Here is a 23,025-nt window from a genome sequence, read left to right as displayed (position 1 = left end):
GCGAAGCCCGATCAGGGTTCTGTCGGGAGGTCAAGCGGCGCGATGCACAATCGAGCATCAGCGGAAACCTCCGCCGCTTGACCTCCCGGCAGGTTCCTGATTGCCTCCGGGACCCGGCCGAGGAGAGAGCACACCCCCGCAACCTCACCATCCCGAACCCCAGCCCGCCTCGCCACGCCAGCACCCACAAACCCCGGCATCTCTCTCCGAGGGAAGGGCCCGCCAGCGGCGCCTTTCAATCTTGAAACCCCAGCCCGCCCCGCCAACGCAACGGGTGGACAGGGCGGGCAAACGAAACCTGGGCGACGCGAAGCGGCTGCCACCACCCGACGACCACCCCGACTCGACAAGCCACGCTCACGCCCCAAAAGCACCCAGCCGATCATCAACTCGCGTCAGGGCGGATTCAGTCCGCGGCGGGCGCTATACCGCCGAAGAGGTTGGCGATCAACGCGTCCGCGAACGCTTCGTCCACCGGGTGCTCTGGGCGGACGGGCAGCATCAGCCGGTGGTAGCAGGCGCCCCAGAGCTGGTCGACGATCGCGTCGAGGTCGGCGTCCAGGCGCAGCTGCCCGGCATCCTTGGCCTTGCGCAGACGTTCGACCGCGAGCTGTCGGCGCCGGCGCACGTACTGGTTCGAGAGCGCTTCGATGAGTTCTGGTTCGCTCTGCGCCGCGCCGATGATCTGCGCGATCGTCGCGCCGCTGCGGGAGAACAGGCCGACGAGCGCGTGCAGTTGGGTGGTCAGATCGGCGCGCAGGTCCCCGGTGTCGGGGAACGCCAGCGTCTCCTCGAGCGCGCTGAAGTAGGCCTCGAACGCGAGCACGCCGGGGGAGCTCCACCACTTGTAGAGCGTCATCTTGCTGACACCCGCGCGGGTCGCGACCTTCTCGAACGTCACGCCCCTGATCCCCTCCTCGAACAGCAGCGCGCTGGTCGCGGTCAGGGCGGCATGGCGCACGTCCTCGGCCCGGCGCCGGCCGCGGCCGGGCTTGAGCAGAGGCGGGGGCGGGGTGTCGCGCTCGGTGTGCTCCATGCCTGGTCTCCTCGGCCACTCTAACCGCGCCGTTCCCCGGGCGCGGCCTGCCCGCGGAATATATGGATGGTTCGTACACTTGATGCTAGTGTACAACTCGTCCACTTAACTCGAGGGAGCCTCCCATGAACGCCACCAGCAGCACTTCCGACCGCGTCGCCCTGGTCACCGGCGGCTCGGGCGGGATCGGCACCGCCGTCTCCCGGCGCCTAGCCGCGGCCGGGATGACGGTCGTGGTGCACTACGCCGGCCGGGCGGATCAGGCCGAGAAGGTCGCCGCCGAGATCGAGGCGGCCGGCGGGCACGCCGTCGCCCTGGGCGGCGACGTGGCCGACCAGGACCAGATGACAGAGCTCTTCGACACCGTGGAGCGGCGCTTCGGCGGGATCGACGTGGTGGTCAACACCGCCGGCATCATGCTGCTCGCCCCGCTGGTCGAGTTGAACCTGGACGACTTCGACCGGATGCACCGGGTGAACGTCCGCGGCGCCTTCGTCGTCTCGCAGCTCGCCGCCCGCCGGCTGCGCGCGGGCGGCGCGCTGATCAACTTCTCCACCTCGGTCACCCGGATCCAGCAGCCCAACTACACGGCCTACGCCGCCACGAAGGGCGCGGTCGAGGCGATGACGCTGATCGCGGCCCGCGAGCTGCGCGGCCGGGACGTGACCGTCAACGCCGTGGCGCCCGGCCCGACCGCCACCCCGCTCTTCCTCGACGGGAAGTCGGAGCAGCAGATCGAGCAGCTCGCCCACGCCGCCCCGCTGGAGCGGCTCGGCACGCCCGAGGACATCGCCGAGTCGGTCGCCTTCCTGGCCGGCCCGGGCGGACGCTGGACCAACGGCCAGATCCTGTACGCCAACGGCGGCATCGCGTAGCCGCAGCCGGCGAGGCGGCCTTCGCCGGTTATTGAACCTCGGTCGGAACCTGGGCCTGGGCGGCGTTGTGCCGGGCGTGCGCCTCGGCCAGCGCGGTCTGGATCTCGGCCTGCCGGCGCGCGACCTCGCCCGCCATCGCCTTCTCGCGGCCCTTGAGCCGGTTGTTGCCCCGGCGGCGGAGATTGGCGTACCGCAGCTCGCGGACGGCGTTCACGATCAGCACGATCGGAACGATGAAGGCCTTGAAGAGCAGGAAATACGTGCCGCCGTGGAACATGAAGACCAGGTAGATCCCGTAGCCGAGGAAGCCCAGACCGAACAGCAGGTTCGCGATCCGGGAACCGCGGCTGAGCCCCGGCACCGGGCCGAGCACGAGCAGGGCCACCCCGGAGACGAGCAGGAGTATGCAGTACCAGGAGAATCCCGGATGGTTGGTGAAGTCGAGGTTGCCCACGATGTCCTCTACTGATGATGTCGCCGATGGATGATGCGGGCGCTCAGTGTACTGACCTGAGCTTTGATCCACAACGGGATATCAAACGACTCATCAGCGGGCATCGACGCGCGGCTCCGAACGCGCCGTCGGAATCCCGCCAGCCCGGAGCCGCGGCCTGGATGACCATGGTGGGTATGAATCGACGTTATGAGATGAGCGCCATCGCCCCCGAGGTTCTGCGCGTCCTGCGCGGGCACGACGACGCCGGGAACGCCCCCCGGATCGTGGTGGACGAGGACGGCGGCAACCCCTTGCGCTGCTGCCTCGGCCGGTCGAAGGCGGGCGAGACCCTCGCACTGGTCTCCTACGCGCCGTTGCGCCGCTGGGCCGAGGAGACCGGCGCGCAGCCCGGCCCGTACAACGAAGTCGGCCCGGTCTTCATCCACCTCGACGACTGCGGCGGCGCCGCGCCCGAGGTCGCCGAGGGCGTTTTCCCGGAGGGCGTGCGCGGCAAGCACCGGGTGCTGCGCGCCTACGACGCCGACGGCTCGATCCTCGGCGGCCGCCTGGTGCGTGAAGGCGCCGAGGCTACCGCTCCGATCGAGGAAGAACTCGAGGAGCTGTACGGCGATCCGGCGGTGGCCGTCGTGCACGTGCGGGCTGTGGAGTTCGGCTGCTTCCTGATGGCGACGCGCCGCAGCTGAGCCGCGAGCGCCGGGCCCGAGACAAAGGGTTCGTATCTCAGGCCCGGCACTCACCTGTGTCTTGCCGGCATCAGTTGCGGTAGCGGAACGTGATCCGGCCGCGGCTCAGGTCGTAGGGTGTGAGCTCCACCAGCACCCGGTCCTCCGGCAGGATCTTGATGTAGTTCTTGCGGATCTTCCCGCTGATGTGGGCGAGGACGCGGTGCCCGTTGTCCAACTCGACCATGAACATGGCGCTGCGCAGGCACTCGACGACGTGCCCCTCGACTTCGATGCCGTCGCGCTGTCTCGTCATTGTGCTGACCGTCTCCTTCGGGAGCCTTGAGGTCAGGCGCTCCCGGCGACACCGAAGGTCAGCCGCAGGACCGTGACCAGCTGAGGGAGCACCCGTGGGGGTATGTGTTCACGAGTCTCACCTCCTGTTGTCGTTGCACGGCCGAGCGCGACACTAGCAGGGCCGCGTCGCGCTCGGCCAAGGGATTATTTGACCGACCCGGCGGTGAGCCCGGCCACAAGATACCGCTGCAGCAACAGGAATCCGACCACCACCGGCACGCTCACGACGAGCGAGGCGGCCATGATCTGGTTCCAGTACACGTCGTTCTCCGACGCGTAGTCGCGCAATCCGACGGCCAGCGTCCGGCTCGCGTCGTTCGTCATCACGGAGGCGAAGAGCACCTCGCCCCAGGCCGTCATGAACGTGTACACGGCGACGGTGATGATGCCCGGCCGTGCGGCCGGGACCACGATCCGCAGCAGAGTGCTGATGGGGCCGCTGCCGTCCACCGCCGCGGCCTCGTCCAGCTCCCGCGGGATCGAGTCGAGGTAGCCCACCAGCAGCCAGACCGAGAACGGCAGGGTGAAGGTGAGATAGGTGACGATCAGGCCGAGCCGCGTGGTCGAGAGCTCGATGCCGGTCGCGTTCCCGATGTTGACGAAGATCAGGAACAGCGGCAGCAGGAACAGGATCCCGGGGAACATCTGGGTGGAGAGCACCGCCACCTTGAACGCCTGCCGCCCGAAGAACCGGTACCGGCTCACGGCGTAGGCCGCGAAGATGGCCACCACGACCGAGATCGCGGTCGAGCTGCTCGCCACGATGGCGCTGTTCTCGAAATAGTGCGCCAGCGGGACGGTGCTCCAGATGTCCACATAAGGACTCAGCGTCAGCCTCGAGGGGATCCACCGGAACGCGGCCTGCACGTCCACCAGCGGCTTGAGCGAGCTGGTGATCATCACGTACAGCGGCAGCGCGGTGAACGCGGCCAACAGGGTCAGGCATATCCGCCTGGTCCACAGGAACGAGCGCGGCGGAGCGGTGGGCCGCCGGCGCGGGGCCGGGGCGGCCGCGGCGGTCACGGGCTTGTCAGGCATCTGCGCCTCTCCGTCCGCGGTTGGTGATCAGCAGGTAGACGGCGGTGACGACGAGCAGGAACAGCAGCAGCAGCACGGACATCGCCGAGCCGGTGCCGAAGTTCCAGGTCTGGAACGAGGTGTCGTAGATCTGCAGCGAGAGCAGGTTCGCCTGGGTCGGCGCGACGTTGCCGAAGAGCACGAACGGGGTGGAGAAGTCGTTGAAGTTCCACAGGAACAGCACCAGCACCAGCACCTGGTTGACCGGCCGCAGCGAGGGCAGGGTGATCTTGCGGATGCACTGCCACACCCCGGCCCCGTCCACGGCGGCCGCCTCGTAGAGGTCGGTCGGGATGGACTGCATGCCCGCGGTGACCACCAGGAAGGCGAACGGCCAGGTGCGCCAGACGGCCGTGATCACCAGCGCGGCGAAGCTGTTGCCGCCGATCAGCCAGAACGGCAGGTGCGAGGTCAGGTGCAGGTCCCGCACGATGATCTGGTTCACCGCGCCGTGGTCCCGCTGGAACATGAACTCCCAGGTGATGGTCGCGGTGTAGGCGGGCAGCGCGTACGGGACGAGGAAGTAGGTGCGCAGCGCGCCGCGGCCGCGGAACGGGTTCTGCATCAGTACCGCGGCCCCGGTGCCGAGGAGCCAGGACAGCGCGACCACGAGCACGGTGAAGCCGAGCGTGACGTAGAACGAGTGCAGCAGCGACTGGCCGACCGCCTCGTGGAAGTTGAGCGCGAACCGGTAGTTGCCCAGGCCGATGTTCGGCGCGGTGGACCAGTTGCGGATGAAGAAGACGGTCAGCTGCTTGAAGCTGATCCAGATGCCCACCAGCATCGGGACGATGTGCACGAGCAGTTCGAAGCAGACGGCGGGCAGCAGCAGGACGTAAGGCAGGGCCTTGCGACGGGTCCGAGACCAGGTGAGACGGCTGCGGCCGGCGCGCGTCGGCGGCGGCGGGCTCGGGGGACGGTCGGTTTCGGCGGCGAGAGCCATCGCGCGTGGTTCCTTCCGGACAGGCGGGGCGGTGGGACGGCAAGCCGGAAGGTGTCGCCGGGCCCTAGGGCCCGGCGACACCTCGGCTGGACGTCAGAGCGCGCGAGACTCAGCCCGCGGACGCCATCTGCTGCTGGGCGCTGGTGAGCGTGGACTGCACCAGCGCGTCGGTGATCGCCGTCCCGTTCGCCGCATCGGAGAACAGGGTTTTGAGCGCCGCGCCGATCGCCGTCTCGAACTGGCTCTCCGCCGCGATCTCCGGCATCGCCGTGGCCGAGGTGGCCAGCACGTTCTGGAACACCTTGTCGTCCGCGGTCTGGAAGGCCGGGTCGGTGTAGGCGTCGGTGACCGAGGGCAGCGAGCCGTAGGTCTTGTTCAGCGAGATCTGCGTGTCCTTGCTGGTCATGAACTTCACGAAGGCCAGCGCCGCCGCCTGGTTCTTGGTGTTGGCGAACACGGAGAGGTTGATGCCGCCGACCATCGAGTCGATGTGCTGGGAGCCGGCCGGCGGGCTCGCCGGGAACGGCAGCGGCGCGACACCCCACTGCGAGGACTGCATGCCGTACTTGGTCAGGTTCGCCCCGGCCGGCTGCCACATCAGCATGGCCGCCTTGCCGCTGGCGAACTCCTGCAGCGCCTCGGTGCCGTTGGAGTTCTCGGCGTCGCTCGGGTTGGTGATCTTGTCGGTGCCCATGAATGAGACCAGCTGCTTGATCGCGGCCACGTTCGCCGGGGTGTTGAAGGTGGGGTTGCCGGAGGAGTCGAACCAGGAGCCGCCCTGCTGCTCGCTCAGCACGAACGCGGCGTGCGCGTTCTCCGGCGTCTGCGCGGCTTCCAGGGTCAGGCCCCACTGGTTGCCGTGGGTCAGCTTCTGGCCGTCCGCGATCAGGTCCTCCCAGGTGGCCGGGGGACTGGAGATGCCGGCCGCGGCGAACATCGCCTTGTTGTAGTAGAGCCCGTACGCGGTGGAGTAGATCGGCACGCCCACCGGGGGCTTGCCGGCCGCGCCGGTCGCCGCCAGCGCGCCGGGCAGGAACCGCCCGGTGTCGCCGATCTGGTTCATCACGTCCGGGCTGATCGGCAGGAAGGCGCCGGTGGCCTGGAGCGAGGCGGACCAGGTGTTGCCGATGTTGACCACGTCCGGGCCCTGACCCGAGGCGGTGGCCGCCAGGATCCGGTTGAGCAGGTCGTTCCACCCGATGACCTGGAGGTTGACCTTGACCCCGGTCTCCTTGGTGAACTCGTTGAGCTCCGGGGTGAGCACCTGGACGTCGTCGCTGATGGAGCTGCCCTGGTCGCTGGCCCAGTAGGTGATCGTCTGGCCCTTGAGCGAGCCGCCGGCCGTGGCCGAACCGCTGCCCGAGCCAGAGTTCCCGCTGCTGCAGGCCGAGACGATCAGTGCCGTGGCCAGGACGGCGGCGGTATTCGCGAAGCGATGGGAACGCGAGATTCTGAGCATGGGACATCCCTTCTTCACTGCGGCCGCCGGCATGGCGGGCCGCGAAGGCGGCGGAGGATGGATTGAGCCCCGTGCGGACGGCTGCGAGCGCCGTCGTGACTTCTTTCACACCTTAGTTCGTGTTCCGATTTAACTTCCGCAGTACTCTGCCGTCAAGAGCCGGCCGCCTCGCCCGTGTGTGACGGGCGGGCTAGGCCGGCGCCGGTGCGGTCCTCGGAGGGGGTCGATGGCGGAGCCGCGCGGACGCAACGTCCGGGACGTGCGCAGGTCGAACAGGTCGCTGCTGTTGCGGCATCTGTACTTCCACCGCGCCTCCAGCCGGTTGGAGCTGAGCCGGGCCACCGGGCTGAGCGGAGCCTCGGTCAGCTCCGTCGTCAGTGAGCTGATCGAGGCGGAGGTGGTGATCGAGTCCGGCGCCACCGAGTCCGCGGGCGGGCGGCCGCGGATCCTGCTGGACGTGGCGGCCTCCCGTTTCCAGGTGATCGGGGTCGACGTGGGCGAGACCCGGATCCGGGTGGAGCGCTTCGATCTGGCCCTGACCGAGCTGGCCCGGGCCGAGATCCCGATGGTGCCGGGCCGCTGCACGCCGCGGGACGTGGTGGCCGGCGTGGCCGCGGGCCTCGCGGAGGTCGGCGCGCCCGCGCCGGACAGCGGAATCCGTATGCTGGGCATCGGAATCGGGGTGCCCGGGATCGTCGAGGTCCGGCCCGAGGCGGCGGTGGTGCACTGTCAGACCATCGGCTGGGACGCGGCGCCGCTCGAGGCGCTGCTGCGCGAGGTGACCGATCTGCCGCTGTTCCTGGACAACGGGGCCAACGCCCTCGGCCAGGCGGAGATGTGGTTCGGTGCCGGGCGCGGGGCGAGCGACACGCTGTTCCTGCTGATCGGCTCCGGCATCGGCGCCTCGGTGATGCTCGACGGCGTCACCTACCGCGGCTCGAGCACCGGCGCGGGGGAGTGGGGCCACGTCACCGCCGCGATCGGCGGCCGGCTGTGCCGGTGCGGGACCCGGGGATGTCTGGAGGCTTATATCGGGGCGGAGTCGATCATCGCGCGCTACGCCGAGGCGTGCCCGCAGGCCGCGGCCGGCCTGTCCGGCGCCGACGACGAGGAGAGCGCGATGCTGCGGATCCTGGCCGTGGCGCGGGCGGAGAGCGATGCCCCGGACGTGCTCGCGGCCCGGGCGGTGCTGGACGAGACCGCGCTGCACCTCGGCGTGAGCATCGGCAACCTCATCAACCTGTTCAATCCGGAGCGGATCATCATCGGCGGCTGGGCCGGCCTCCTGCTCGCCCGCGAGCTGCTGCCCAGGGTGCTCGAGGTGGCCCGGGCGCACGCGCTGCGCCATCCCTTCGCCAAGGCCGCGATCGAGGTCGGCCGGCTCGGTCCGGACGCCGTCGCCCTCGGCGCCGCCACGCTTCCGGTCGCCCGCTTCCTGCAGACCGCCGGCGCCGCACCGCGGCCGAGTTAGGGGGCCTATATTGCCTACCTGTATAAGTTTTCCGCAAGGACGAGCTGATGGGGAGCTGATGCAAGACCGCAGACGGGCGACGGTGAAGGACGTGCGCCGGGAGAACCGCTCGGCTGTGCTGTGGCGGCTCTACTTCCACCGCCCCTGCAGCCGGCAGGATCTGGCCGAGGCGACCGGCCTGAGTCAGGCCTCGATGACGAGCGTGGTACGCGAGCTGCTCACCGAGGGCGTGGTGACCGAGGCTGGATCGCAGGACTCTGACGGCGGACGTCCGCGCACGCTGCTGGAGATCGATCCGGACTACGGGTTCGTGGTCGGCGTCGACGTCGGCGAGACCCGCATCCAGGTGGGGCTCTACGACCTGACCCTGGCCGAACGCGCGCAGACCGAGTGCCGGCTGGCCGACCCCACCGAGCACGAGCCGGAGACGGTTGCGCAAACGATTGCCACGGGCCTCGAGGCCGTGCTGCGCGACGCCGCGGTCGACGCCGGCTCGGTCCTCGGCGTCGGAGTCGGGGTGCCGGGAATCGTCGAGCAGGGAGACGAAGCGCTGGTGCACGGCCAGACCTACGGCTGGGACGCGGTGCCGCTGGAGCGTTTGCTGCGTGCCCACACCGACCTGCCGCTGCGTTTCGAGAACTGCGCCAAGACGACCGGCCAGGCAGAGCTCTGGTTCGGTGCGGGACGCGGCGCGCGCAGCGCGGTGGTGGCGATCCTCGGCTCCGGGGTCGGCGCGTCGCTGATCACCGGCGGCGGCATCTACCGCGGCGCCACCTCCAGCGCTGGCGAGTGGGGCCACACGAAGATCGTGGCCAACGGCCGGCGGTGCCGCTGCGGCTCGACCGGCTGCCTGGAGGCGTACGTCGGCGCCGAGGCCATCCTGGACCGCGCCGGCATCGCGCTGCCCGCCGACGGCGACGAGGAGTCCGCGCTGGCCGCACTGGCCGCCGATCCCTCGCCCGTCGCCGCGGAGGTCATGGCCGAGACCGCGGAGTACCTCGGCGTCGGGATCGCCAACCTCGTCAACTTGTTCAATCCCGAGCGGGTCGTGCTGTGCGGGTGGGCCGGCCGGCTGCTCGGCGTCCGGCTGCTGCCGGCCATCCGCGCCTCGGCCGGCCGGCACGCGCTGCGGCATCCGTTCGCGGCGACCTCGATCGAACTCGGCCTGCTCGACTCGGACCGCAGCGCCCTTGGCGCGGCCACACTGCCGCTGGAGAGCGTGCTGGACAGCCGGATCCGCCGCGCCGCGCCCTGCCGCTGACGACGCGGCGGCCGGCCCCGCCGACGTCGCGCCGCCCAGGTCCGGCCGCTCTTGGACACGTTCGAGCGACCTTCGCGTGTCGTCCTTCCCTCTCGGTGATCCGCGCCGAACCGTGCGACTACGTTTGCCGGTGTTTGTTACTCATGGGGTGTTTGAGTCGCACCGAGGGAAAGGGCTTATATGTTCACCACACGTCGCCGACTCGGCCGGATCGGGGTGCTCGTCGTCGTCGCGCTGACCGGCCTCGGCACCCTCGCGCCGGGCGCGCTGGCCGCCGCGTCGCCCCAAGACGCGCGCCCGACGGCCGCGGTCTCGATGGGAGACAGCTACATCTCGGGCGAAGCAGGGCGCTGGCAGGGCAACGCGGTACCGCCGAGCACCTCCGGGGACGTCTGGGGTACCGATCGCGCGGCGTACGACTGCGACGCCACGAGCTGTCAGCATGATCCGAGCCGGGTCTACGGGGCCTCCTACGGCAACGGCTGCGACCGCTCGGACGTCTCCGAGATCCAGTCTGCCACGCTGCCGGTGGATCAGCGGGTCAACCTCGCCTGCTCCGGCGCGGTCACCGACAACGTGCTGCCCGCCGCGGACGGCGGCCAGACGTTCAAGGGCGAGGCGCCGCAGGTCGACCAGCTGGCCACGCTCGCGGCGCGCGACGACGTGAAGCTGATCGTGGTGTCCGTCAGCGGCAACGACCTGAACTTCGGCGGCGTGCTCACGACCTGCTTCCGGGACTTCACCCTGGGCCTCGGCCCGTGCGAGGCGTCCCAGCAGCCCGCGCTCACGCAGGCCATCACCGCCGTGGAGCCCAAGGTCGAGGCGGTGCTCGCCTCGATCCGCGCCACCATGGCGGCGGCCGGGTACAAGAACTCTGATTACCGGCTCGTGCTGCAGTCCTACCCCTCCCCGTTCCCGGACGGCGGCGACTTCCGCTACCCGGAGACGTACGCGCGGCTGACCACCGGCGGCTGCCCGATCTACGACACCGACGCCACCTGGGCCCACGACGTCGTGGTCGCCCAGATCGCCGCGATGCTCGAGCAGGCCGCTGCGGCTCAGGGTGCTGAGTTCCTCGACGTGCAGCGCGCCGACGCCGGGCACGAGGTGTGCGCGACCAGTGCCGCACAGGCCACGTCCGCCGACTCGCCGGCGAACCCGATCCCGGCCGCGCAGGCCGAGTGGATCCGCTTCGTGACCACCGGCGCCACCCAGGGCATCCTGCAGGAGTCGATCCACCCGAACGCCTACGGCCAGGCGGCCCTCGGCAGCTGCCTGACCAAGTTCTGGGCCCAGGCGCCCGGCCAGTACGCCTGCACGGCGACGGCGAATCAGGGCCTTGAGGGAATCAGCCTGACTCCGGAGTCCTGAGCGCCGACCCGGCCGCGGTCACCGCCTGCAGATCGCGCAGTGTCGCGTGCAGCAGTGCCCTGAACGCGGCCGGGTCCTCCTGCCGCACCCAGCGGCCGAACCCGACATGGAAGACCGCCACCCCGGCCTGGGCGGCGAGGGCCGCGGCGTTCTCCGGCACGCCCCGCCCCAGCAGGGCGCCGGTGATCGCCTCCCCGAGCGTGTGCAGCTTGATCAGTTCCCGTTCCTGCAGCTCCGGATTCGCCGCCACGATCCCGGCGCGGATCCGGGAGAACGGATGGCGCTGCCCGAACACCTCCGCTACCGGGTCGAGCCCGGCCATCACGGCGCTGAGCGCGTCGGCGTCCGCGGGCGCCTCGGCGATGCCCTCGAGCCACACGCTCTGCAGCTGCTCCGAGCCGTTGAACAGCGCCTCGCGCTTGTCCGGGAAGTGCCGGAAGAAGGTGCGCTTGGTCAGCCCGGCGCGCTCGGCGATCTCCGCCACGGTCGTGGCGTCGTATCCCTGCTCGTCGAACAGTTCGAGCGCCGCCTTGGTCAGGCGGCCGGCGGCGTCGGGCTCCCAGCGTGTCATCGGCTCCAGGGTACTGGACCACACTCGAGGTTGATGGCACTTGGTGTCATGAGTCGTGTTAGGCTGAATGACACCAAGTGCCATCACTTCCACGGGAGTCCCTCATGCGCGTGTTCGTCACCGGCGCCTCGGGCCACATCGCCTCCGCCGTCATCCCCGAACTGCTTGCCCACGGGCACCAGGTCCTCGGCCTCGCCCGATCCGACGCCGCGGCCGAGCGGGTCGCCGCCCTCGGCGCCGAGGTACGCCGCGGCCACCTGCACGACCTCGACGTCCTCAAGGCCGCGGCGGCCGAGGCCGACGGCGTCATCCACCTCGCCTTCGACCACTCCCTGACCCAGACCGGCCAGATGGTCCGGGCCGCCGAGGCGGACCTCGAGGTCGCCAAGGCCTTCGGCGAGGTACTGGCCGGCACCGGAAATCCGCTGGTCACCACCTCCGGCGTGCTGATGCTGGCCTTCGGCAGCATCACCGGCCGGCTCGGCACCGAGGCCGACGTGATCGCAGGCGGCCCGCGCGTCGACACCGAGAACCTGACGATCAGCCTGGCCGAGCAGGGCGTGCGCTCCTCGGTCGTGCGCCTCGCCCCGCTGGTCCACTCGGATCTGGACAAGCACGGCTTCACCCCCTCGCTCATCGCGTTCGCCCGGCAGAGCGGCGCGGCCGCGTACCTCGGCGACGGTGCCAGCCGCTGGGCCGCGGCCGACTCCCGCGACATCGGCGTGCTCTACCGGCTCGCCCTGGAGAAGGCGCCGGCCGGCACCCGGCTGCACGGCGTGGACGACACCGGCATCCCGTTCAAGACGATCGCCGAGACCATCGCCGGGCAGCTCGGGATCGAGGCCCGCAGCGTCACCGAAGAGGAGGCGCCGAAGTACCTCGGTTTCCTGGCCGCCTTCGGCGCGCTCGACGCCCCGGTCTCCAACGCCGTGACTCGCGAGGTGCTCGGCTGGGAGCCGACCCGCCCCGGCTGGGTCGAGGACGTCGAATCAGGCCACTACTTCAGCTGAGGCATCCCTCCGCGCCCGCCCGCGGCGTCCGGTGCGCCGAGGCCGGTCCGAGCACGCCGCACGGACCGGCCCGGCGCCCTATCATCACTCGAGTGCGGCCGGGCGCCATGGCCGCGCCACCGTCTGTCAGCCGCCGGAGAAAGGCCACCGCGATGACGAACCGCCCCTCCTGGGCGCCCGACGACATCGACATCGAGCGTCCCGCCCCGGCCCGCATGTACGACTTCTACCTCGGCGGCTCGCACAACTTCGCCGCCGACCGGGCGCTCGCGTCCCAGGCGCTTGAGGTCTGGCCGGACTCGCCGCACATAGCCCGGGCCAACCGGGGTTTCCTGCGCCGGGCGGTCGCCTTCGCCATCAGCCGGGGCGTCGACCAGTTCCTCGACCTCGGCTCCGGCATACCGACCTCCGGCAACGTGCACGAGATCGCGCACAGCCTCGACCCCACGGCCCGGATCGTCTACGTCGACAACGACCCGGTCGCCGTCGCGCACAGCCGCAACCTGCTCGCCGGCAACGAGCGCACCGCCGTCGTGCACGCGGACCTGCGCGACACCGAGACCGTGCTGGCCGAGGCCCTGCGCCGACTCGACTTCGACCGCCCGGTGGCCGTGCTGATGTTCGCGGTGCTGCACTTCGTCCCGGACGAGGACGACCCGGCCGCCGTCGTCGAGGCCTACCACCGTGCCACCGTCCCGGACTCGCTGCTGGCGGTCAGCCACGCCACCAACGACTTCGAGCCCGAGCGACTCGAGGAGATGGAAGAGGTCTACCGCAGCGCGACGGCCGGCCTGACCGGCCGCGGCCACAAGGAGATCCTCGACCTGCTCGGTCCCTACGAGGTCGTCCCGCCCGGCCTGGTGAGCATGATCGACTGGCGTCCCGATCCCGAGTCGGGCCCCGACCCGCTGGGCGGCGACGCACGCCGCTATTCCGCCTATGCGGCCGTTGGAATGCACCAATGAGTATTCGTCTTCTTGCTCAGTCGCGCAATCGCGGGCTCTACCTCGAGGTCGCGCAGACGGCGGCGGCGCTGCTGGCCGCCGAGGATGTCGCGGACCACTGGGACGAGCCTTCGGCGCTGGCCGACTTCAGCGTCCGCGGGCTGGCCGGGCACCTGGCCGGGCAGATCTTCTTCCTGCCCGCCATGCTGGCCGAGCCGATCCCGGCCGAGCCCGTCATCGACATCGAGGACTACTACGCGCGGGTCGAGTGGATCGGCACGGCCCTGGATACGCCGTTCAACCAGCGGATCCGCACCGGCGGCGAGCAGGACGCGGCCGGAGGCCCGGCGGACCTCGCCGCGCGGGTCGCGGCCTGCGTGGCCGAGCTGCGCACCACGCTGCCCGGCGAGCCCGGCCGGCCGGTGCGCCGACCGACCTGGGGTGCCTGGTCGATCAGCTTCGACGACTTCGTCACCAGCCGAATGCTCGAACTGCTGATCCACAGCGACGACCTCGCCTGCAGCGTCGGCGTCCCGACGCCCGAGTTCCCGGCCGAGGCGGTACAGACGGTGGTCGACCTGCTGTCCCGGATCTCCTTGCGCCGACACGGATCCACCGCCGTCCTGCGCGCGCTCAGCCGGGCCGAGCGCGCACCGGCCTCGATCTCAGCCCTCTGACGCCGCCTCCGCGGCGATCGCGTCCAGTTCGGCGACGGCGTCGGCCGGCAGCTCCAGCGCGGCGCCGGCGATGTTCTCGCGCAGGTGCTGCGCCGAGGACGTGCCGGGGATCAGCAGCATGTTCGGCGAGCGCTGCAGCAGCCAGGCGAGCGAGACGGACATCGGCGTCGCCTCCAGCCGCGCCGCGACCTTGTGCAGGGTCTCGGACTGCAGCGGCGAGAAGCCGCCGAGCGGGAAGTAGGGCACGAACGCGATGCCCTGCCGCGCCGTGCTCTCCACCAGCGCGTCGTCCCGGCGGTTGGCGATGTTGTAGAAGTTCTGCACGCACACCACCGGGGCGATCGCCTGGGCCTCGGCGAGCTGGTCGGCGTCGACCGTGCTCAGGCCGAGGTGCCGGATCAGGCCCTGCTCGCGCAGCTCGGCGAGCGCGCCGAACTGCTCGGCGATCGACCCGGGCTCGGGCGAGTCGAAGCCGCCGACCCGCAGGTTGACCACGTCCATCGCCTCCAGGCCGAGCCGCTCGAGGTTCTGGTGGACCTGCTCGACCAGCTCGGCCGGCGTCCGGGCGTGCGGCCACCCGCCCTGCTCGTCCCGGCGTGCGCCCACCTTGGTGACGATGCGCAGGCCGTCCGGGTAGGGCGCGAGCGCCTCGCGGATGATCTCGTTGGTCACGTGCGGGCCGTAGAAGTCGGCCGTGTCGATGTGCGTGATGCCCAGGTCCACGGCCGTGCGCAGCACCTCGAGCGCGGCGGCGCGGTCCTTCGGCGGCCCGAACACGCCAGGACCGGCCAGCTGCATCGCGCCGTAGCCGAACCGGGAGACGCTGAGATCGCCGAGACGGTAGCTGCCGCCGGGCAGCTCGATGCCTGACATGAGGGTTCCTCTCCGCTCGCCGGTGCCTCCGGGAGCACTTCCCACCGTAGCCAGCCCGGGCCGGCGCAGCCGAGGCCCTGCTCATCCTGGGAGTGAGGGGACCAGGCACCCCCGGCCCCCGGTTTCGTAGGATCGGAGGCATGAGCAAGACGGCGAACGCACTGGGGGAGTACCTGCGAGCGCGCCGGGAACTGATCGACCCGGCGCTCGTCGGCCTGCCGGTCGTCGGCGTGCGCCGCACCCCGGGCCTGCGCCGCGAGGAGGTGGCCACCCTCGCGGGCATCAGCGCCGACTACTACCTGCGGCTCGAGCAGGGCCGCGACCGCAACCCGTCCCCGCAGGTGCTCGAGGCCCTGGCCCGGGTGCTGCGGCTGGACGAGATCGCCACCGAGCACCTGCTGAGCCTGACCGCCGCCCGCCCCGCCGCCCGGCGCCCGCGCCGAGAGGTGGTCCCGGCGGGCATCCGCCAGCTGCTCGAGGTGATCAACGTGCCGGCGTTCGTGGAGAGCCGCTCCTTCGACGTCCTCGCCGCGAACCGGCTGGCCGAGGCCGTCTCCCCGAACATCCGCCCCGGCCTGAACCGGCTGCGCGCGATCTTCCTCGACCCCGGCGAGCAGGCCCTCTACGAAGACTGGGAGAAGGCCGCCCGCGGCCTCGTCGCCGGCTTCCGCGCCTCCGTCGGCAGCGACGTCGGCGACCCGCGGATCGCACAGCTCGTCGGCGAGCTGTCGCTGGCCAGCGAGCCCTTCCGCCGCCTCTGGGCCCGCCACGACGTCACCGCCCTCGCCGGCGGCACCCTGCGCCTGCGCCATCCCAGCCTCGGCCCGCTCGAGCTGCGCCGCGAGAAGCTGCCCCTGACCGACACCGGCGGCCAGATCCTCGCCCTCTACCACGCCGAGCCCGGCTCCGAATCCGCCCGCGCCCTCGACCTGCTCCGCTCCGCCCCGGACGGCGAACCGCGCGGCGTCGAAGCCGGCTAGGGCGAGCAACGCGGGTAGGGTTGTGCGATCAGTCGGTCAGAGCAGCGACTGCAAGTGCGCGGCCTGATCCTCCAGCGATCCGGGCGGGTTGCGCCGGTGGGCCGGGCCGTCCGGCAGCAGCATCAGGAACCAGAACGCTGCGAACGCCGGCCGATACGCCCGGGCCCGCTCGTGTTCGTCGGGCCGCAGGCGCAGCCGACCTATCAGGTCTTCCGGGGCGATCGCGGCTCCTAGGCGCGTGGAGATGTGCTCGACTACGTCGGCGACGTCGTACGCGCGATCGTTCCTGCCGGCGCTTTCGAAGTCGATGATGCGAATCTCGTGGCCGTCCCACAGGTAATTGGCCAGGTTGCCGTCGCAGAGGCCGAAGACCGGAGAGGGCTCGCCGATCAGCGCGGCTCGCGTCGGCCAGTCGGAGTCGATGAATGCTGCGACAGCGTCGAAGGCGGCGTGCACGGCGTCTGACGCGTCGTCCGACGGTCTCGCGCGGGTGGCGCGCATCTTCCGGAGCAGTTGCGCCATGTCGGCCGGGGTGTCCTGCGGCTCGGCTGTGGCCAGGATGTCCGGTGGCACGCAGCGATGCATCCGGTCGAGTGCCGCGGCCAGGGCGTCGACTTGCTGCGAGGTCGCTCGCTGCGTGGCGAGTGGTTTGCCGGGCACGCGGCTCATCACGATCCGGGGCGGCTCGCGGTCGAGTTCTCCGCTGATCGGCTCGGGGCCGAGGCCGGGAGCGTAGCGGTGCAACAGGTTCAGCCCGCGCCATTCGCGCAGATGTTCGCCACGGTCCCAGCTGCGGAAGGTCTTCACGGCGCGAGCTCCGTCGAGGCTGACGCCGTGTGTGGTGAAGACGTCGGCGGGCTGATTCTCCGTCATCCCGCGAGGGTATCCGGCGCGCTGGTGCCCGGCTGGTCAGGCCCCCGGCGCGGCGATGTTGACCAGCCACGGGACGCCGAACTTGTCGGTGCACATGCCGAACTCGTCGCCCCACACCTGCCGGCGCATCGGCATGGTGATGGCGCCGTCGGCCGAGAGCTTGTCCCAGTACTCGCGCAGCCGGTCGGCGTCGTCGCCGCTGAGGCTGACGCCGAAGCCCTGCATGCCCTGGAACTCCATCCCGGTGGGCAGGTCCGCGGCCATGATCGTGTAGCCGGCCTCGGTGTCGAGCTGCCCGTGCATGATCTTCTCGGACTCCGGCGAGTCCTGGGCGCCGAGGTCGGCGAAGGTGCTCAGGTTGAGGCTGCCGCCGAACACCTCGGCGTAGAACTCCAGCGCCTGCCGGGCGTTGCCGTCGAAGTTCAGGTAGGGGTTGAGCCGGGACGCCATCGTCTCCTCCAGCCGCTTTGCCGCGAATCGCACCTGATGGTGAACCTAGCGTGCGGGAGCCGGTGCGCCGGTCCGACGCGCCGCGCCGTCGCCCTCTCCGGCGGTGGACTGGACGGCGGACACGCAAGATCTCACTTGCGGGTCCGTGCGGGGGTCCTGTCGGCGCGGCGCCCTACCCCGTCGGCCGAGCGCTGTCATCGCCGGTGCGCCGTTAGAGGAGCGGACTGGGTCGAAATCGGTTGAAAACGGACGCGCGGACCCCGCGGCATCCGCCATTCGGGTGAAAAGATCGCGGTATCCGGAACTCATGTTCTTTTTTCTCTATCAGCCTGCCGGATCCTCGCCGCACAGTGGTGTGAGGAGGACATGCAGCGACTAAGGAGATCCGCGATGTCTGACAGCCCCATGAACCAGCCCCGTGGCGAGACCCCCGGGTCAAGCTCGGTCCGGCCCGCGGCCGGAGCCACCACCCCGGCGGCGCACGGCCGCCCCGGCGCCGCCGTGCACGACGCGCCGGACATCCACACCCACCCGGACTCGGCCGAGATGCGCCAGCGCTTCGACAAGGTGCTCGAGGGGCCGCGGGCCACCGCCGTGGACGGCCTGGCGGTGATCACCGGCCTGTACGCGGCCATCTCGCCGTGGGTGATCCACTTCCAGTCCACCAACTCGGTCATGACCGTCAACAACCTCATCATCGGGTTGGCGATCGCCGGCCTCGGCATCGCCATGGCGGCGCGGCCGCTGCGGCTGATGCAGCTCGGCTGGGTGCTCTCGGTGCTCGGCGCCTGGCTGGTGGTCAGCCCCTGGATCGTCTCGATCGCCCACCACGCGCCTCGGGCGCTGATCTGGAACAACGCCTTCACCGGCGGGGTGGCGGTGGTGCTCGGCCTGGCCGCGATGGGTGTCATCGCCACCGGCCGGCACCGGGCGCACCGGGTCTAGCCCGGCGCGTCGTCCCGGCCCGGTTCCTTCTCACCCCCGTCCCCGTCCGACGCGCGGCCGCTGGCGCCGCGCGCCGGGGCCGGGGACGCTTACGGCTCCAAGCATCAACCGCTCTCATCTCGAGGGGATCTCCCATGAACTGGGCATCGTGGACGACGACCCGCATACTCACCGGGCACGCCGGGGTCAGCACCGCCGAGGCGGGCGTGCTCCGCGGGGAAGTCGACGTCCACACGACCTGGGCCGACGGCCAGGCCATCGTCACCGCGCAGTACAGCGGCTCGTCCGACTGGTACACGGTCACCGGCAGCCCGGTGCCCTGTGAGACCGAGAAGGAGAGCCGGGACCTGCACCAGAGCATCGTCGACGGCGCCCGCACGAGCGAGGTGCCGCTGTCGCTGGGCATGGTCTAGCCCGGGCGGGCCGCGCGCGGCGCTAACCGCGCGAGACGTCCCGCAGGAACGCCTGCAGCCGCCGCAACGGCCAGGTGTTGATGACGTCGTCGGGGGTCAGCCAGCCGCGCTGGGCGGTGCCGACGCCGTACCGCAGGTTGTCGAGGTGCGGCACCGCGTGCGCGTCGGTGTTCACGGCGAACTTCACCCCGGCCGCGCGGGCCGCGATGATGTGTTCGTCGTTCAGGTCGAGGCGGTTGGGCGAGGCGTTGATCTCGAACGCGGTGCCGGTGCGGGCCGCCGCCCGGAAGACCGCGTCCCAGTCCGCCGCCACCGGCCCGCGGCGTCCGAGGATCCGCGTGCTGGGGTGGCCGATCACGTGGATGTACGGGTTCTCACAAGCCTTGATCAGCCTTCTGGTCATCGCGTCGGCCGGCTGGTTGAAGTGCGAGTGCACCGAGGCCACGCACACGTCGAAGCCGGCCAGGATGTCGTCCGCCCAGTCCACCCCGCCGTCCGGGTCGATGTTCAGCTCCGTGCCGTGCAGCAGGCGCAGCCGCTTGTAGGCCCGGTTGAGCTCGCGCACCTGCTGGCGCTGCTCGAGCATCTTGTCGGTCGACATCTGCTGCATGTAGAGGTTCGGCGCGTGATCGGTGATGGCGAAGTAGGCGTAGCCGCGCTCCGCCGCCGCCTGGACCATCTCGGGCAGCGAAGCGATGCCGTCGGTGAGGTCGGTGTGGGTGTGCAGGTCCCCGCGGATGTCGCTCTCGGTGACGAGCCCGGGTACCGTGCCCTCCTGGGCGGCCGCGATCTCCCCGCGGTCCTCCCGCATCGGCGGCGGCACCCACTGCAGGCCGAGCCGTTCGTAGAGCTCCTCCTCGGTCCGGGAGGCGATCAGCTCGTCGGTCCCGGCGTCGAAGAGCCCGTATTCGGACAGTTTCAGCCCGGCCCGCACCGCGATCGTGCGCACCCCGACGTTGTGCGCCTTCGAGCCGGTGAAGTACTGCATCGCCGCGCCCCATGACTCCGGCGGCACCACCCGCAGGTCCACCTGCAGGCCCGCGGTCGTGCGGATCGAGGTCTTCGTCGGGCCGCTCGCGATCACGTCGGCCACGTCCGGCATCGCCTTCAGCGCCCGCATCAGCGGCTTCGGGTCGTCCGCGGCGGCCAGCACGTCGACGTCGCCGATGGTCTCGCGGAAGCGGCGCAGCGACCCGGCGTACGCGCACCGGGTGCAGCCGGGCACCGCGCCGATGACCTCGACGATCTGCTCGGCGGCGGACAGGGCGACGTCGAGGTGCACCCGGCCGGCGCCGTGCCGCAGGATCTCCACGCCGTGCATGATGTTCTCGGCCGTCTTGGGGCCGAAGCCGCGCAGCTCGTCCAGCCGGCCCGCCTGCACCGCGTCCACCAGCTCGTCCACGGAGGTGATCCCGAGCTCCTGGTAGAGCACCAGTGCTTTCTTCGGCCCGAGTGTGGGGATGTCGATCAGCTGCCGCAGCCCGGCCGGGATAGCAGTGCGCTGCATCTCCAGGGCGGGGAACGTGCCGCTGTGGCAGAACTCGACGATCTTGTCCGCGATCGCCTTGCCCACGCCCGGAATCTGCCGCAGCTGGGCCGCGTCGAGGGTACGCACCTCGACCTGGTGGCCGGCGACGGCCCGCGCGGCCTTCTCGTACGCGCGCGCCTTGAACGCGTCGCCGCCGCTGATCGAGGTCAGCTCGGCCAGTTCGGTCAAGGCGGCGGCGACCTCGTCGTTCGACACAGCCATACCGTCCAGGCTAGGCCGGGTCAGCTCGGCCCGGTGCGCCGACGCGGCACCCGGGTGATCGCACGGCCGCCGGCCAGCCCGACGGCCAGGCCGCAGAACACCACGAGCATGCCGCACCACACGCACACGGCCGGCGTCCGGCCGTCGAGGACGACGCCGGTCAGGGCGGCGGCGACCGGCGCGATCCCGGTCAGCACGCCCGCGGCGCCGGGACCGAGCGCGGCGACGGTCGAGTACCAGCAGATGAAGGCGACCGCGGTCACCATGAGAGCGAGGTAGGCGAGCGCGGCCCACTGGCTCGCGGTGATCCGGGCGACCGAGCTCGGACCCTCGGTGGCGCATCCGAGCACCGCGAACATGATCGCGCCGATCCACACCGAGTGCACAGAGACGCCCCACGCACTGTGCCGCGGCAGCACCGGGACGGCCAGCAGGGTGAAGCAGGCCTCGCACGCGAGCACGACCGCCGCCCAGGCGAGCCCGATCGCGTCGGTGCGGCCGGTGCCTTCGACCAGGGCGCTGCCCGCGGTGACCGTGGCCGCCGCGATCAGGATCCTGCGACTAGGAACGCGTCGCTCGAGCAAGGGCCCGACGACGCCGAGCACGATCGGGACACAGGCCACTGCGACGGCGATGACCGCGGGCTCGGCATGGTCGAGCCCGCGCACGATCGCGACGTTGAAAAGGACGAGCCCCACCGCGGCGATCCCGGTGAGCCACAGCCATTCCCTGCCGCGCGGCCAGACCAATGCGGCGCAGGCGCGCTTGGCCATGGCCAGCAGGACCAGCCCGGCCACGAGATAGCGCAGGGCCTGCGCGGTGAAGAGCGGAGCCGTGGTCAGCGTGCGGGAGACGCCGACGCTCGCGCCGAGCAGGGTCATCGCGACGGTGCCGGTGGCGAGGTTGCGGGCCCGGACCGGCCGGCGCGGTCCGGATCCGAGATCGGCTTCCGCTGCCGGAGCCGAGTCCGTTCGTAAACTCATGCGGCCAGCGTGCCTGAGACAATGGCCCGGTGGACAGATCCAATGCGGCCCGATCCGACCGGTCCAAAGTCGCCGGCCGGGAGAATCCGGGCACTGACTTCCTGCAGCTGGGTCTGGCCCAGGCGCCGGACGGCGGGCTCTCCGCGTACCTGGCCGACCAGTTCCGCGCCGCCATCGCCGACGGACGGCTGCCGATCGGCGCGCGGTTGCCTCCGGGCCGAGTGCTTGCGGAGGAGCTGCGCGTCTCGCGCGGTGTGGTGACCGAGGCCTACCAGCGGTTGATCGAGGACGGGCAGGTGGCCGGCCGCGGCCGGGCCGGCACGTTCGTCGTCGCCGCTCCGCTCGCCCCGATTCCGGCGGGGCCGGCCGCGGCGCCGACCGACGAGGTGCGCGCAGAATCTCTGCCCGGCCTGGACTTCGGCCTCACGCCGACCGCCGACGTCTTCGACGCGCTGCGCCTCAGCCCGGCCCGGATCGACCTGACGCCCGGGGTGCCGGACTTGGCCGCGTTTCCCCGATCCGCCTGGTTGCGGGCCGAACGCCAGGTGCTCACCTCGCTCACTCCGGCCGCCTTCGGCTACGGGGATCCGCGCGGCGTCGCCCGATTCCGGCAGTCCGTCGCGCACTGGCTCGGGCGCAACCGCGGCATCCGGGTCGATCCGCGGGACGTGGTCGTGGTCACCGGCGTGGCGCAGGCGCTCGGCCTGGTCGCGCACGTGCTCAAGCAGGAGGGCATCGGGGAGATCGCCCTGGAGGACCCGGGTTCGCTCGGTGTCCGCCAGCATCTGACGAGCCAGCACCTGCGCACGCCGCCGGTCTCCGTCGACTCCTGCGGGCTGCGGGTGGATGAGCTGCGGGCGAGCGGTGCCGCGGCCGTCGCGCTCACTCCGGCGCATCAGTTCCCGACCGGGGTCGTGCTCGACGGCGCCCGACGGCGCGAACTGGCGCGCTGGGCCGACGAGGGCGGGCTGATCCTGGAGGACGACTACGACGCCGAGCACCGCTACGACCGGCCGCCGGTCCCGGCCATCCGCGCGATGCTCACCGAGCAGGTCTTCTACGCGGGCAGCGTGTCGAAGATCCTCGCGCCTGCCCTGCGGGTCGGCTGGCTGCTCGCGCCGCGGCGGTATCAGGAGGCTGTGGTCGACGCCAAGCGGTACGCGGATCTCGGCAATCCCTCGCTCTCGCAGCTGGTGCTGGCCGAGTTGATGGACTCCGGCGAACTCGAGCGGCATCTGAGGATGCTGCGACGTCGGCACCGCCGCCGTCGCGACGCGATGATCGAGGCGATCGGGATCCACTTGCCTCAGGCGCGAATCCACGGCGCCGCGGCCGGTCTGCACTTGATGATCACGTTCGACGCGTCGTTCGCGGACACCGACCTGGCGGCCGCCGCGCTCGCGCGTGGGGTCAAGGCGCAGCCGTTGTCCTGGCACTACCAGCGGCCGGGCAAGCCCGGCCTGGTCCTCGGCTACGCCGCGGCGACTCCGGCCGACATCGCGCAGGCCATCGCGATCATCGGCTCGGCGCTGCGCTCGGACCTGCCCTGACGAGTCGCGCTCGGACCGCGCCCGGAAGAAGACGAGG

General features: G+C 71.1%; 24 protein-coding genes. 12 read left to right on the top strand and 12 right to left on the bottom strand.

The genetic code is table 11. The annotated features are described in order from the left end of the window. Positions 1-406: 406 nt before the first annotated feature. Positions 407-1,036 (bottom strand): TetR/AcrR family transcriptional regulator, encoded by a 630-nt coding sequence (locus ACTRO_RS11500; protein WP_051450664.1) that lies wholly within the window; start codon positions 1,034-1,036, stop codon positions 407-409. Between the two features lie 125 nt (positions 1,037-1,161). On the opposite strand from ACTRO_RS11500, the gene ACTRO_RS11495 reads away from it, so the two are divergent. Then, entirely contained in the window at positions 1,162-1,911 is a 750-nt protein-coding gene (locus ACTRO_RS11495; RefSeq protein ID WP_034263156.1) for an SDR family oxidoreductase, read from the top strand. Positions 1,912-1,939: 28 nt separating this feature from the next. Here the strand turns inward: ACTRO_RS11495 and ACTRO_RS43170 are convergent, their stop codons facing one another. Then, complete coding sequence (locus tag ACTRO_RS43170; RefSeq protein ID WP_051450663.1) at positions 1,940-2,365, bottom strand: hypothetical protein; 426 nt, start codon at positions 2,363-2,365, stop codon at positions 1,940-1,942. A 176-nt stretch (positions 2,366-2,541) separates the two neighbouring features. On the opposite strand from ACTRO_RS43170, the gene ACTRO_RS11485 reads away from it, so the two are divergent. Beyond that, complete coding sequence (locus ACTRO_RS11485; protein WP_034263155.1) at positions 2,542-3,051, top strand: DUF1203 domain-containing protein; 510 nt, start codon at positions 2,542-2,544, stop codon at positions 3,049-3,051. A gap of 70 nt (positions 3,052-3,121) precedes the next feature. Here the strand turns inward: ACTRO_RS11485 and infA are convergent, their stop codons facing one another. The 4 genes from infA to ACTRO_RS11465 all read right to left on the bottom strand — a co-directional run bounded on the left by infA (position 3,122) and on the right by ACTRO_RS11465 (position 6,866). Then, the gene (gene infA / locus ACTRO_RS11480; protein ID WP_034263154.1) at positions 3,122-3,346 is read right to left on the bottom strand and encodes a translation initiation factor IF-1; all 225 of its coding nucleotides are present in this window, start codon (positions 3,344-3,346) and stop codon (positions 3,122-3,124) included. A gap of 185 nt (positions 3,347-3,531) precedes the next feature. Next, positions 3,532-4,425, bottom strand: coding sequence for a carbohydrate ABC transporter permease (locus tag ACTRO_RS11475; RefSeq protein ID WP_034263153.1), 894 nt, complete (start codon positions 4,423-4,425; stop codon positions 3,532-3,534). Next, positions 4,418-5,407 (bottom strand): carbohydrate ABC transporter permease, encoded by a 990-nt coding sequence (locus ACTRO_RS11470; RefSeq protein WP_034263152.1) that lies wholly within the window; start codon positions 5,405-5,407, stop codon positions 4,418-4,420. Before ACTRO_RS11470 ends, ACTRO_RS11475 begins: the two co-directional genes overlap by 8 nt. A gap of 109 nt (positions 5,408-5,516) precedes the next feature. After that, positions 5,517-6,866 carry an ABC transporter substrate-binding protein gene (locus ACTRO_RS11465; RefSeq protein WP_034263150.1) on the bottom strand — a complete coding sequence of 450 codons (1,350 nt, stop codon included), beginning with the start codon at positions 6,864-6,866 and terminating at the stop codon, positions 5,517-5,519. 226 nt (positions 6,867-7,092) lie between these two features. Here ACTRO_RS11465 and ACTRO_RS11460 point away from each other — a divergent pair, with 226 nt between their 5' ends. The 3 genes from ACTRO_RS11460 (at position 7,093) to ACTRO_RS11450 (ending at position 10,969) form a co-directional block, all read left to right on the top strand. After that, on the top strand, positions 7,093-8,337 hold the full coding sequence (locus ACTRO_RS11460) for an ROK family protein (protein WP_034263149.1): 1,245 nt from the start codon (positions 7,093-7,095) through the stop codon (positions 8,335-8,337). A gap of 58 nt (positions 8,338-8,395) precedes the next feature. Next, positions 8,396-9,598, top strand: a complete 1,203-nt coding sequence (locus ACTRO_RS11455) for an ROK family transcriptional regulator (RefSeq protein ID WP_034263147.1) — start codon at positions 8,396-8,398, stop codon at positions 9,596-9,598. A 180-nt stretch (positions 9,599-9,778) separates the two neighbouring features. Continuing rightward, entirely contained in the window at positions 9,779-10,969 is a 1,191-nt protein-coding gene (locus tag ACTRO_RS11450) for a GDSL-type esterase/lipase family protein (RefSeq protein ID WP_034263146.1), read from the top strand. Here ACTRO_RS11450 and ACTRO_RS11445 read toward each other — a convergent pair. After that, positions 10,947-11,540 (bottom strand): TetR/AcrR family transcriptional regulator, encoded by a 594-nt coding sequence (locus ACTRO_RS11445; RefSeq protein ID WP_034263144.1) that lies wholly within the window; start codon positions 11,538-11,540, stop codon positions 10,947-10,949. The genes ACTRO_RS11450 and ACTRO_RS11445 overlap by 23 nt on opposite strands. A gap of 104 nt (positions 11,541-11,644) precedes the next feature. Between ACTRO_RS11445 and ACTRO_RS11440 the strand changes: the two genes are divergently transcribed. The 3 genes from ACTRO_RS11440 to ACTRO_RS11430 all read left to right on the top strand — a co-directional run bounded on the left by ACTRO_RS11440 (position 11,645) and on the right by ACTRO_RS11430 (position 14,171). Beyond that, on the top strand, positions 11,645-12,550 hold the full coding sequence (locus ACTRO_RS11440; RefSeq protein ID WP_034263142.1) for an SDR family oxidoreductase: 906 nt from the start codon (positions 11,645-11,647) through the stop codon (positions 12,548-12,550). Positions 12,551-12,702: 152 nt separating this feature from the next. Then, the gene (locus ACTRO_RS11435) at positions 12,703-13,515 is read left to right on the top strand and encodes an SAM-dependent methyltransferase (RefSeq protein WP_034263141.1); all 813 of its coding nucleotides are present in this window, start codon (positions 12,703-12,705) and stop codon (positions 13,513-13,515) included. Continuing rightward, a complete protein-coding gene (locus tag ACTRO_RS11430) occupies positions 13,512-14,171 on the top strand; it encodes a maleylpyruvate isomerase N-terminal domain-containing protein (protein WP_034263139.1) in 660 nt (219 codons plus the stop codon). The genes ACTRO_RS11435 and ACTRO_RS11430 overlap by 4 nt, the downstream gene beginning before the upstream one ends. On the opposite strand, the gene ACTRO_RS11425 is transcribed toward ACTRO_RS11430, so the two are convergent. Then, on the bottom strand, positions 14,160-15,044 hold the full coding sequence (locus ACTRO_RS11425) for an oxidoreductase (RefSeq protein ID WP_034263137.1): 885 nt from the start codon (positions 15,042-15,044) through the stop codon (positions 14,160-14,162). The genes ACTRO_RS11430 and ACTRO_RS11425 overlap by 12 nt on opposite strands. A 140-nt stretch (positions 15,045-15,184) precedes the next feature. Here ACTRO_RS11425 and ACTRO_RS11420 point away from each other — a divergent pair, with 140 nt between their 5' ends. Further along, positions 15,185-16,024: a helix-turn-helix domain-containing protein gene (locus ACTRO_RS11420; RefSeq protein WP_034263136.1), complete on the top strand. Its 840-nt coding sequence runs from the start codon at positions 15,185-15,187 to the stop codon at positions 16,022-16,024. Positions 16,025-16,060: 36 nt separating this feature from the next. Here ACTRO_RS11420 and ACTRO_RS45605 read toward each other — a convergent pair whose 3' ends face one another. Beyond that, the gene (locus tag ACTRO_RS45605) at positions 16,061-16,897 is read right to left on the bottom strand and encodes an aminoglycoside phosphotransferase family protein (RefSeq protein WP_051450662.1); all 837 of its coding nucleotides are present in this window, start codon (positions 16,895-16,897) and stop codon (positions 16,061-16,063) included. A gap of 36 nt (positions 16,898-16,933) precedes the next feature. Further along, the gene (locus ACTRO_RS11410) at positions 16,934-17,347 is read right to left on the bottom strand and encodes a VOC family protein (RefSeq protein ID WP_034263135.1); all 414 of its coding nucleotides are present in this window, start codon (positions 17,345-17,347) and stop codon (positions 16,934-16,936) included. A 390-nt stretch (positions 17,348-17,737) separates the two neighbouring features. Between ACTRO_RS11410 and ACTRO_RS11405 the strand changes: the two genes are divergently transcribed. Both ACTRO_RS11405 and ACTRO_RS11400 read left to right on the top strand, forming a co-directional pair. Beyond that, on the top strand, positions 17,738-18,292 hold the full coding sequence (locus ACTRO_RS11405; protein WP_245594356.1) for an SPW repeat protein: 555 nt from the start codon (positions 17,738-17,740) through the stop codon (positions 18,290-18,292). A 134-nt stretch (positions 18,293-18,426) separates the two neighbouring features. Next, entirely contained in the window at positions 18,427-18,705 is a 279-nt protein-coding gene (locus ACTRO_RS11400; RefSeq protein WP_034263134.1) for a hypothetical protein, read from the top strand. A 22-nt stretch (positions 18,706-18,727) separates the two neighbouring features. Here ACTRO_RS11400 and polX read toward each other — a convergent pair whose 3' ends face one another. Then, positions 18,728-20,455, bottom strand: coding sequence for a DNA polymerase/3'-5' exonuclease PolX (gene polX, locus ACTRO_RS11395; RefSeq protein ID WP_034263133.1), 1,728 nt, complete (start codon positions 20,453-20,455; stop codon positions 18,728-18,730). A 20-nt stretch (positions 20,456-20,475) separates the two neighbouring features. After that, the gene (locus tag ACTRO_RS11390) at positions 20,476-21,438 is read right to left on the bottom strand and encodes a DMT family transporter (protein WP_051450661.1); all 963 of its coding nucleotides are present in this window, start codon (positions 21,436-21,438) and stop codon (positions 20,476-20,478) included. Between the two features lie 29 nt (positions 21,439-21,467). On the opposite strand from ACTRO_RS11390, the gene pdxR reads away from it, so the two are divergent. After that, positions 21,468-22,988, top strand: a complete 1,521-nt coding sequence (gene pdxR / locus ACTRO_RS11385) for a MocR-like pyridoxine biosynthesis transcription factor PdxR (protein ID WP_034263131.1) — start codon at positions 21,468-21,470, stop codon at positions 22,986-22,988. The last annotated feature ends 37 nt before the right edge of the window (positions 22,989-23,025 follow it).

Origin of the sequence: Actinospica robiniae DSM 44927 (assembly GCF_000504285.1) — a bacterium.
Classification (GTDB): domain Bacteria; phylum Actinomycetota; class Actinomycetes; order Streptomycetales; family Catenulisporaceae; genus Actinospica; species Actinospica robiniae.
This window is presented reverse-complemented; position numbering and strand designations above follow the sequence as displayed.

Coding starts and splice junctions, on each gene's coding strand:
- ACTRO_RS11460 (WP_034263149.1), top strand. CDS start 7,093: ATGGCGGAGCCGCGCGGACGCAACGTCCGGGACGTGCGCAGGTCGAAC.
- polX (WP_034263133.1), bottom strand. CDS start 20,455: ATGGCTGTGTCGAACGACGAGGTCGCCGCCGCCTTGACCGAACTGGCC.
- ACTRO_RS11450 (WP_034263146.1), top strand. CDS start 9,779: ATGTTCACCACACGTCGCCGACTCGGCCGGATCGGGGTGCTCGTCGTC.
- ACTRO_RS11435 (WP_034263141.1), top strand. CDS start 12,703: ATGACGAACCGCCCCTCCTGGGCGCCCGACGACATCGACATCGAGCGT.
- ACTRO_RS11405 (WP_245594356.1), top strand. CDS start 17,738: ATGTCTGACAGCCCCATGAACCAGCCCCGTGGCGAGACCCCCGGGTCA.
- ACTRO_RS11485 (WP_034263155.1), top strand. CDS start 2,542: ATGAATCGACGTTATGAGATGAGCGCCATCGCCCCCGAGGTTCTGCGC.
- ACTRO_RS11390 (WP_051450661.1), bottom strand. CDS start 21,438: ATGAGTTTACGAACGGACTCGGCTCCGGCAGCGGAAGCCGATCTCGGA.
- ACTRO_RS11430 (WP_034263139.1), top strand. CDS start 13,512: ATGAGTATTCGTCTTCTTGCTCAGTCGCGCAATCGCGGGCTCTACCTC.
- ACTRO_RS11470 (WP_034263152.1), bottom strand. CDS start 5,407: ATGGCTCTCGCCGCCGAAACCGACCGTCCCCCGAGCCCGCCGCCGCCG.
- ACTRO_RS11400 (WP_034263134.1), top strand. CDS start 18,427: ATGAACTGGGCATCGTGGACGACGACCCGCATACTCACCGGGCACGCC.
- ACTRO_RS11495 (WP_034263156.1), top strand. CDS start 1,162: ATGAACGCCACCAGCAGCACTTCCGACCGCGTCGCCCTGGTCACCGGC.
- ACTRO_RS11455 (WP_034263147.1), top strand. CDS start 8,396: ATGCAAGACCGCAGACGGGCGACGGTGAAGGACGTGCGCCGGGAGAAC.
- ACTRO_RS45605 (WP_051450662.1), bottom strand. CDS start 16,897: ATGACGGAGAATCAGCCCGCCGACGTCTTCACCACACACGGCGTCAGC.
- infA (WP_034263154.1), bottom strand. CDS start 3,346: ATGACGAGACAGCGCGACGGCATCGAAGTCGAGGGGCACGTCGTCGAG.
- ACTRO_RS11420 (WP_034263136.1), top strand. CDS start 15,185: ATGAGCAAGACGGCGAACGCACTGGGGGAGTACCTGCGAGCGCGCCGG.
- ACTRO_RS11410 (WP_034263135.1), bottom strand. CDS start 17,347: ATGGCGTCCCGGCTCAACCCCTACCTGAACTTCGACGGCAACGCCCGG.
- ACTRO_RS11465 (WP_034263150.1), bottom strand. CDS start 6,866: ATGCTCAGAATCTCGCGTTCCCATCGCTTCGCGAATACCGCCGCCGTC.
- ACTRO_RS11425 (WP_034263137.1), bottom strand. CDS start 15,044: ATGTCAGGCATCGAGCTGCCCGGCGGCAGCTACCGTCTCGGCGATCTC.
- ACTRO_RS11445 (WP_034263144.1), bottom strand. CDS start 11,540: ATGACACGCTGGGAGCCCGACGCCGCCGGCCGCCTGACCAAGGCGGCG.
- ACTRO_RS11475 (WP_034263153.1), bottom strand. CDS start 4,425: ATGCCTGACAAGCCCGTGACCGCCGCGGCCGCCCCGGCCCCGCGCCGG.
- ACTRO_RS11500 (WP_051450664.1), bottom strand. CDS start 1,036: ATGGAGCACACCGAGCGCGACACCCCGCCCCCGCCTCTGCTCAAGCCC.
- ACTRO_RS11440 (WP_034263142.1), top strand. CDS start 11,645: ATGCGCGTGTTCGTCACCGGCGCCTCGGGCCACATCGCCTCCGCCGTC.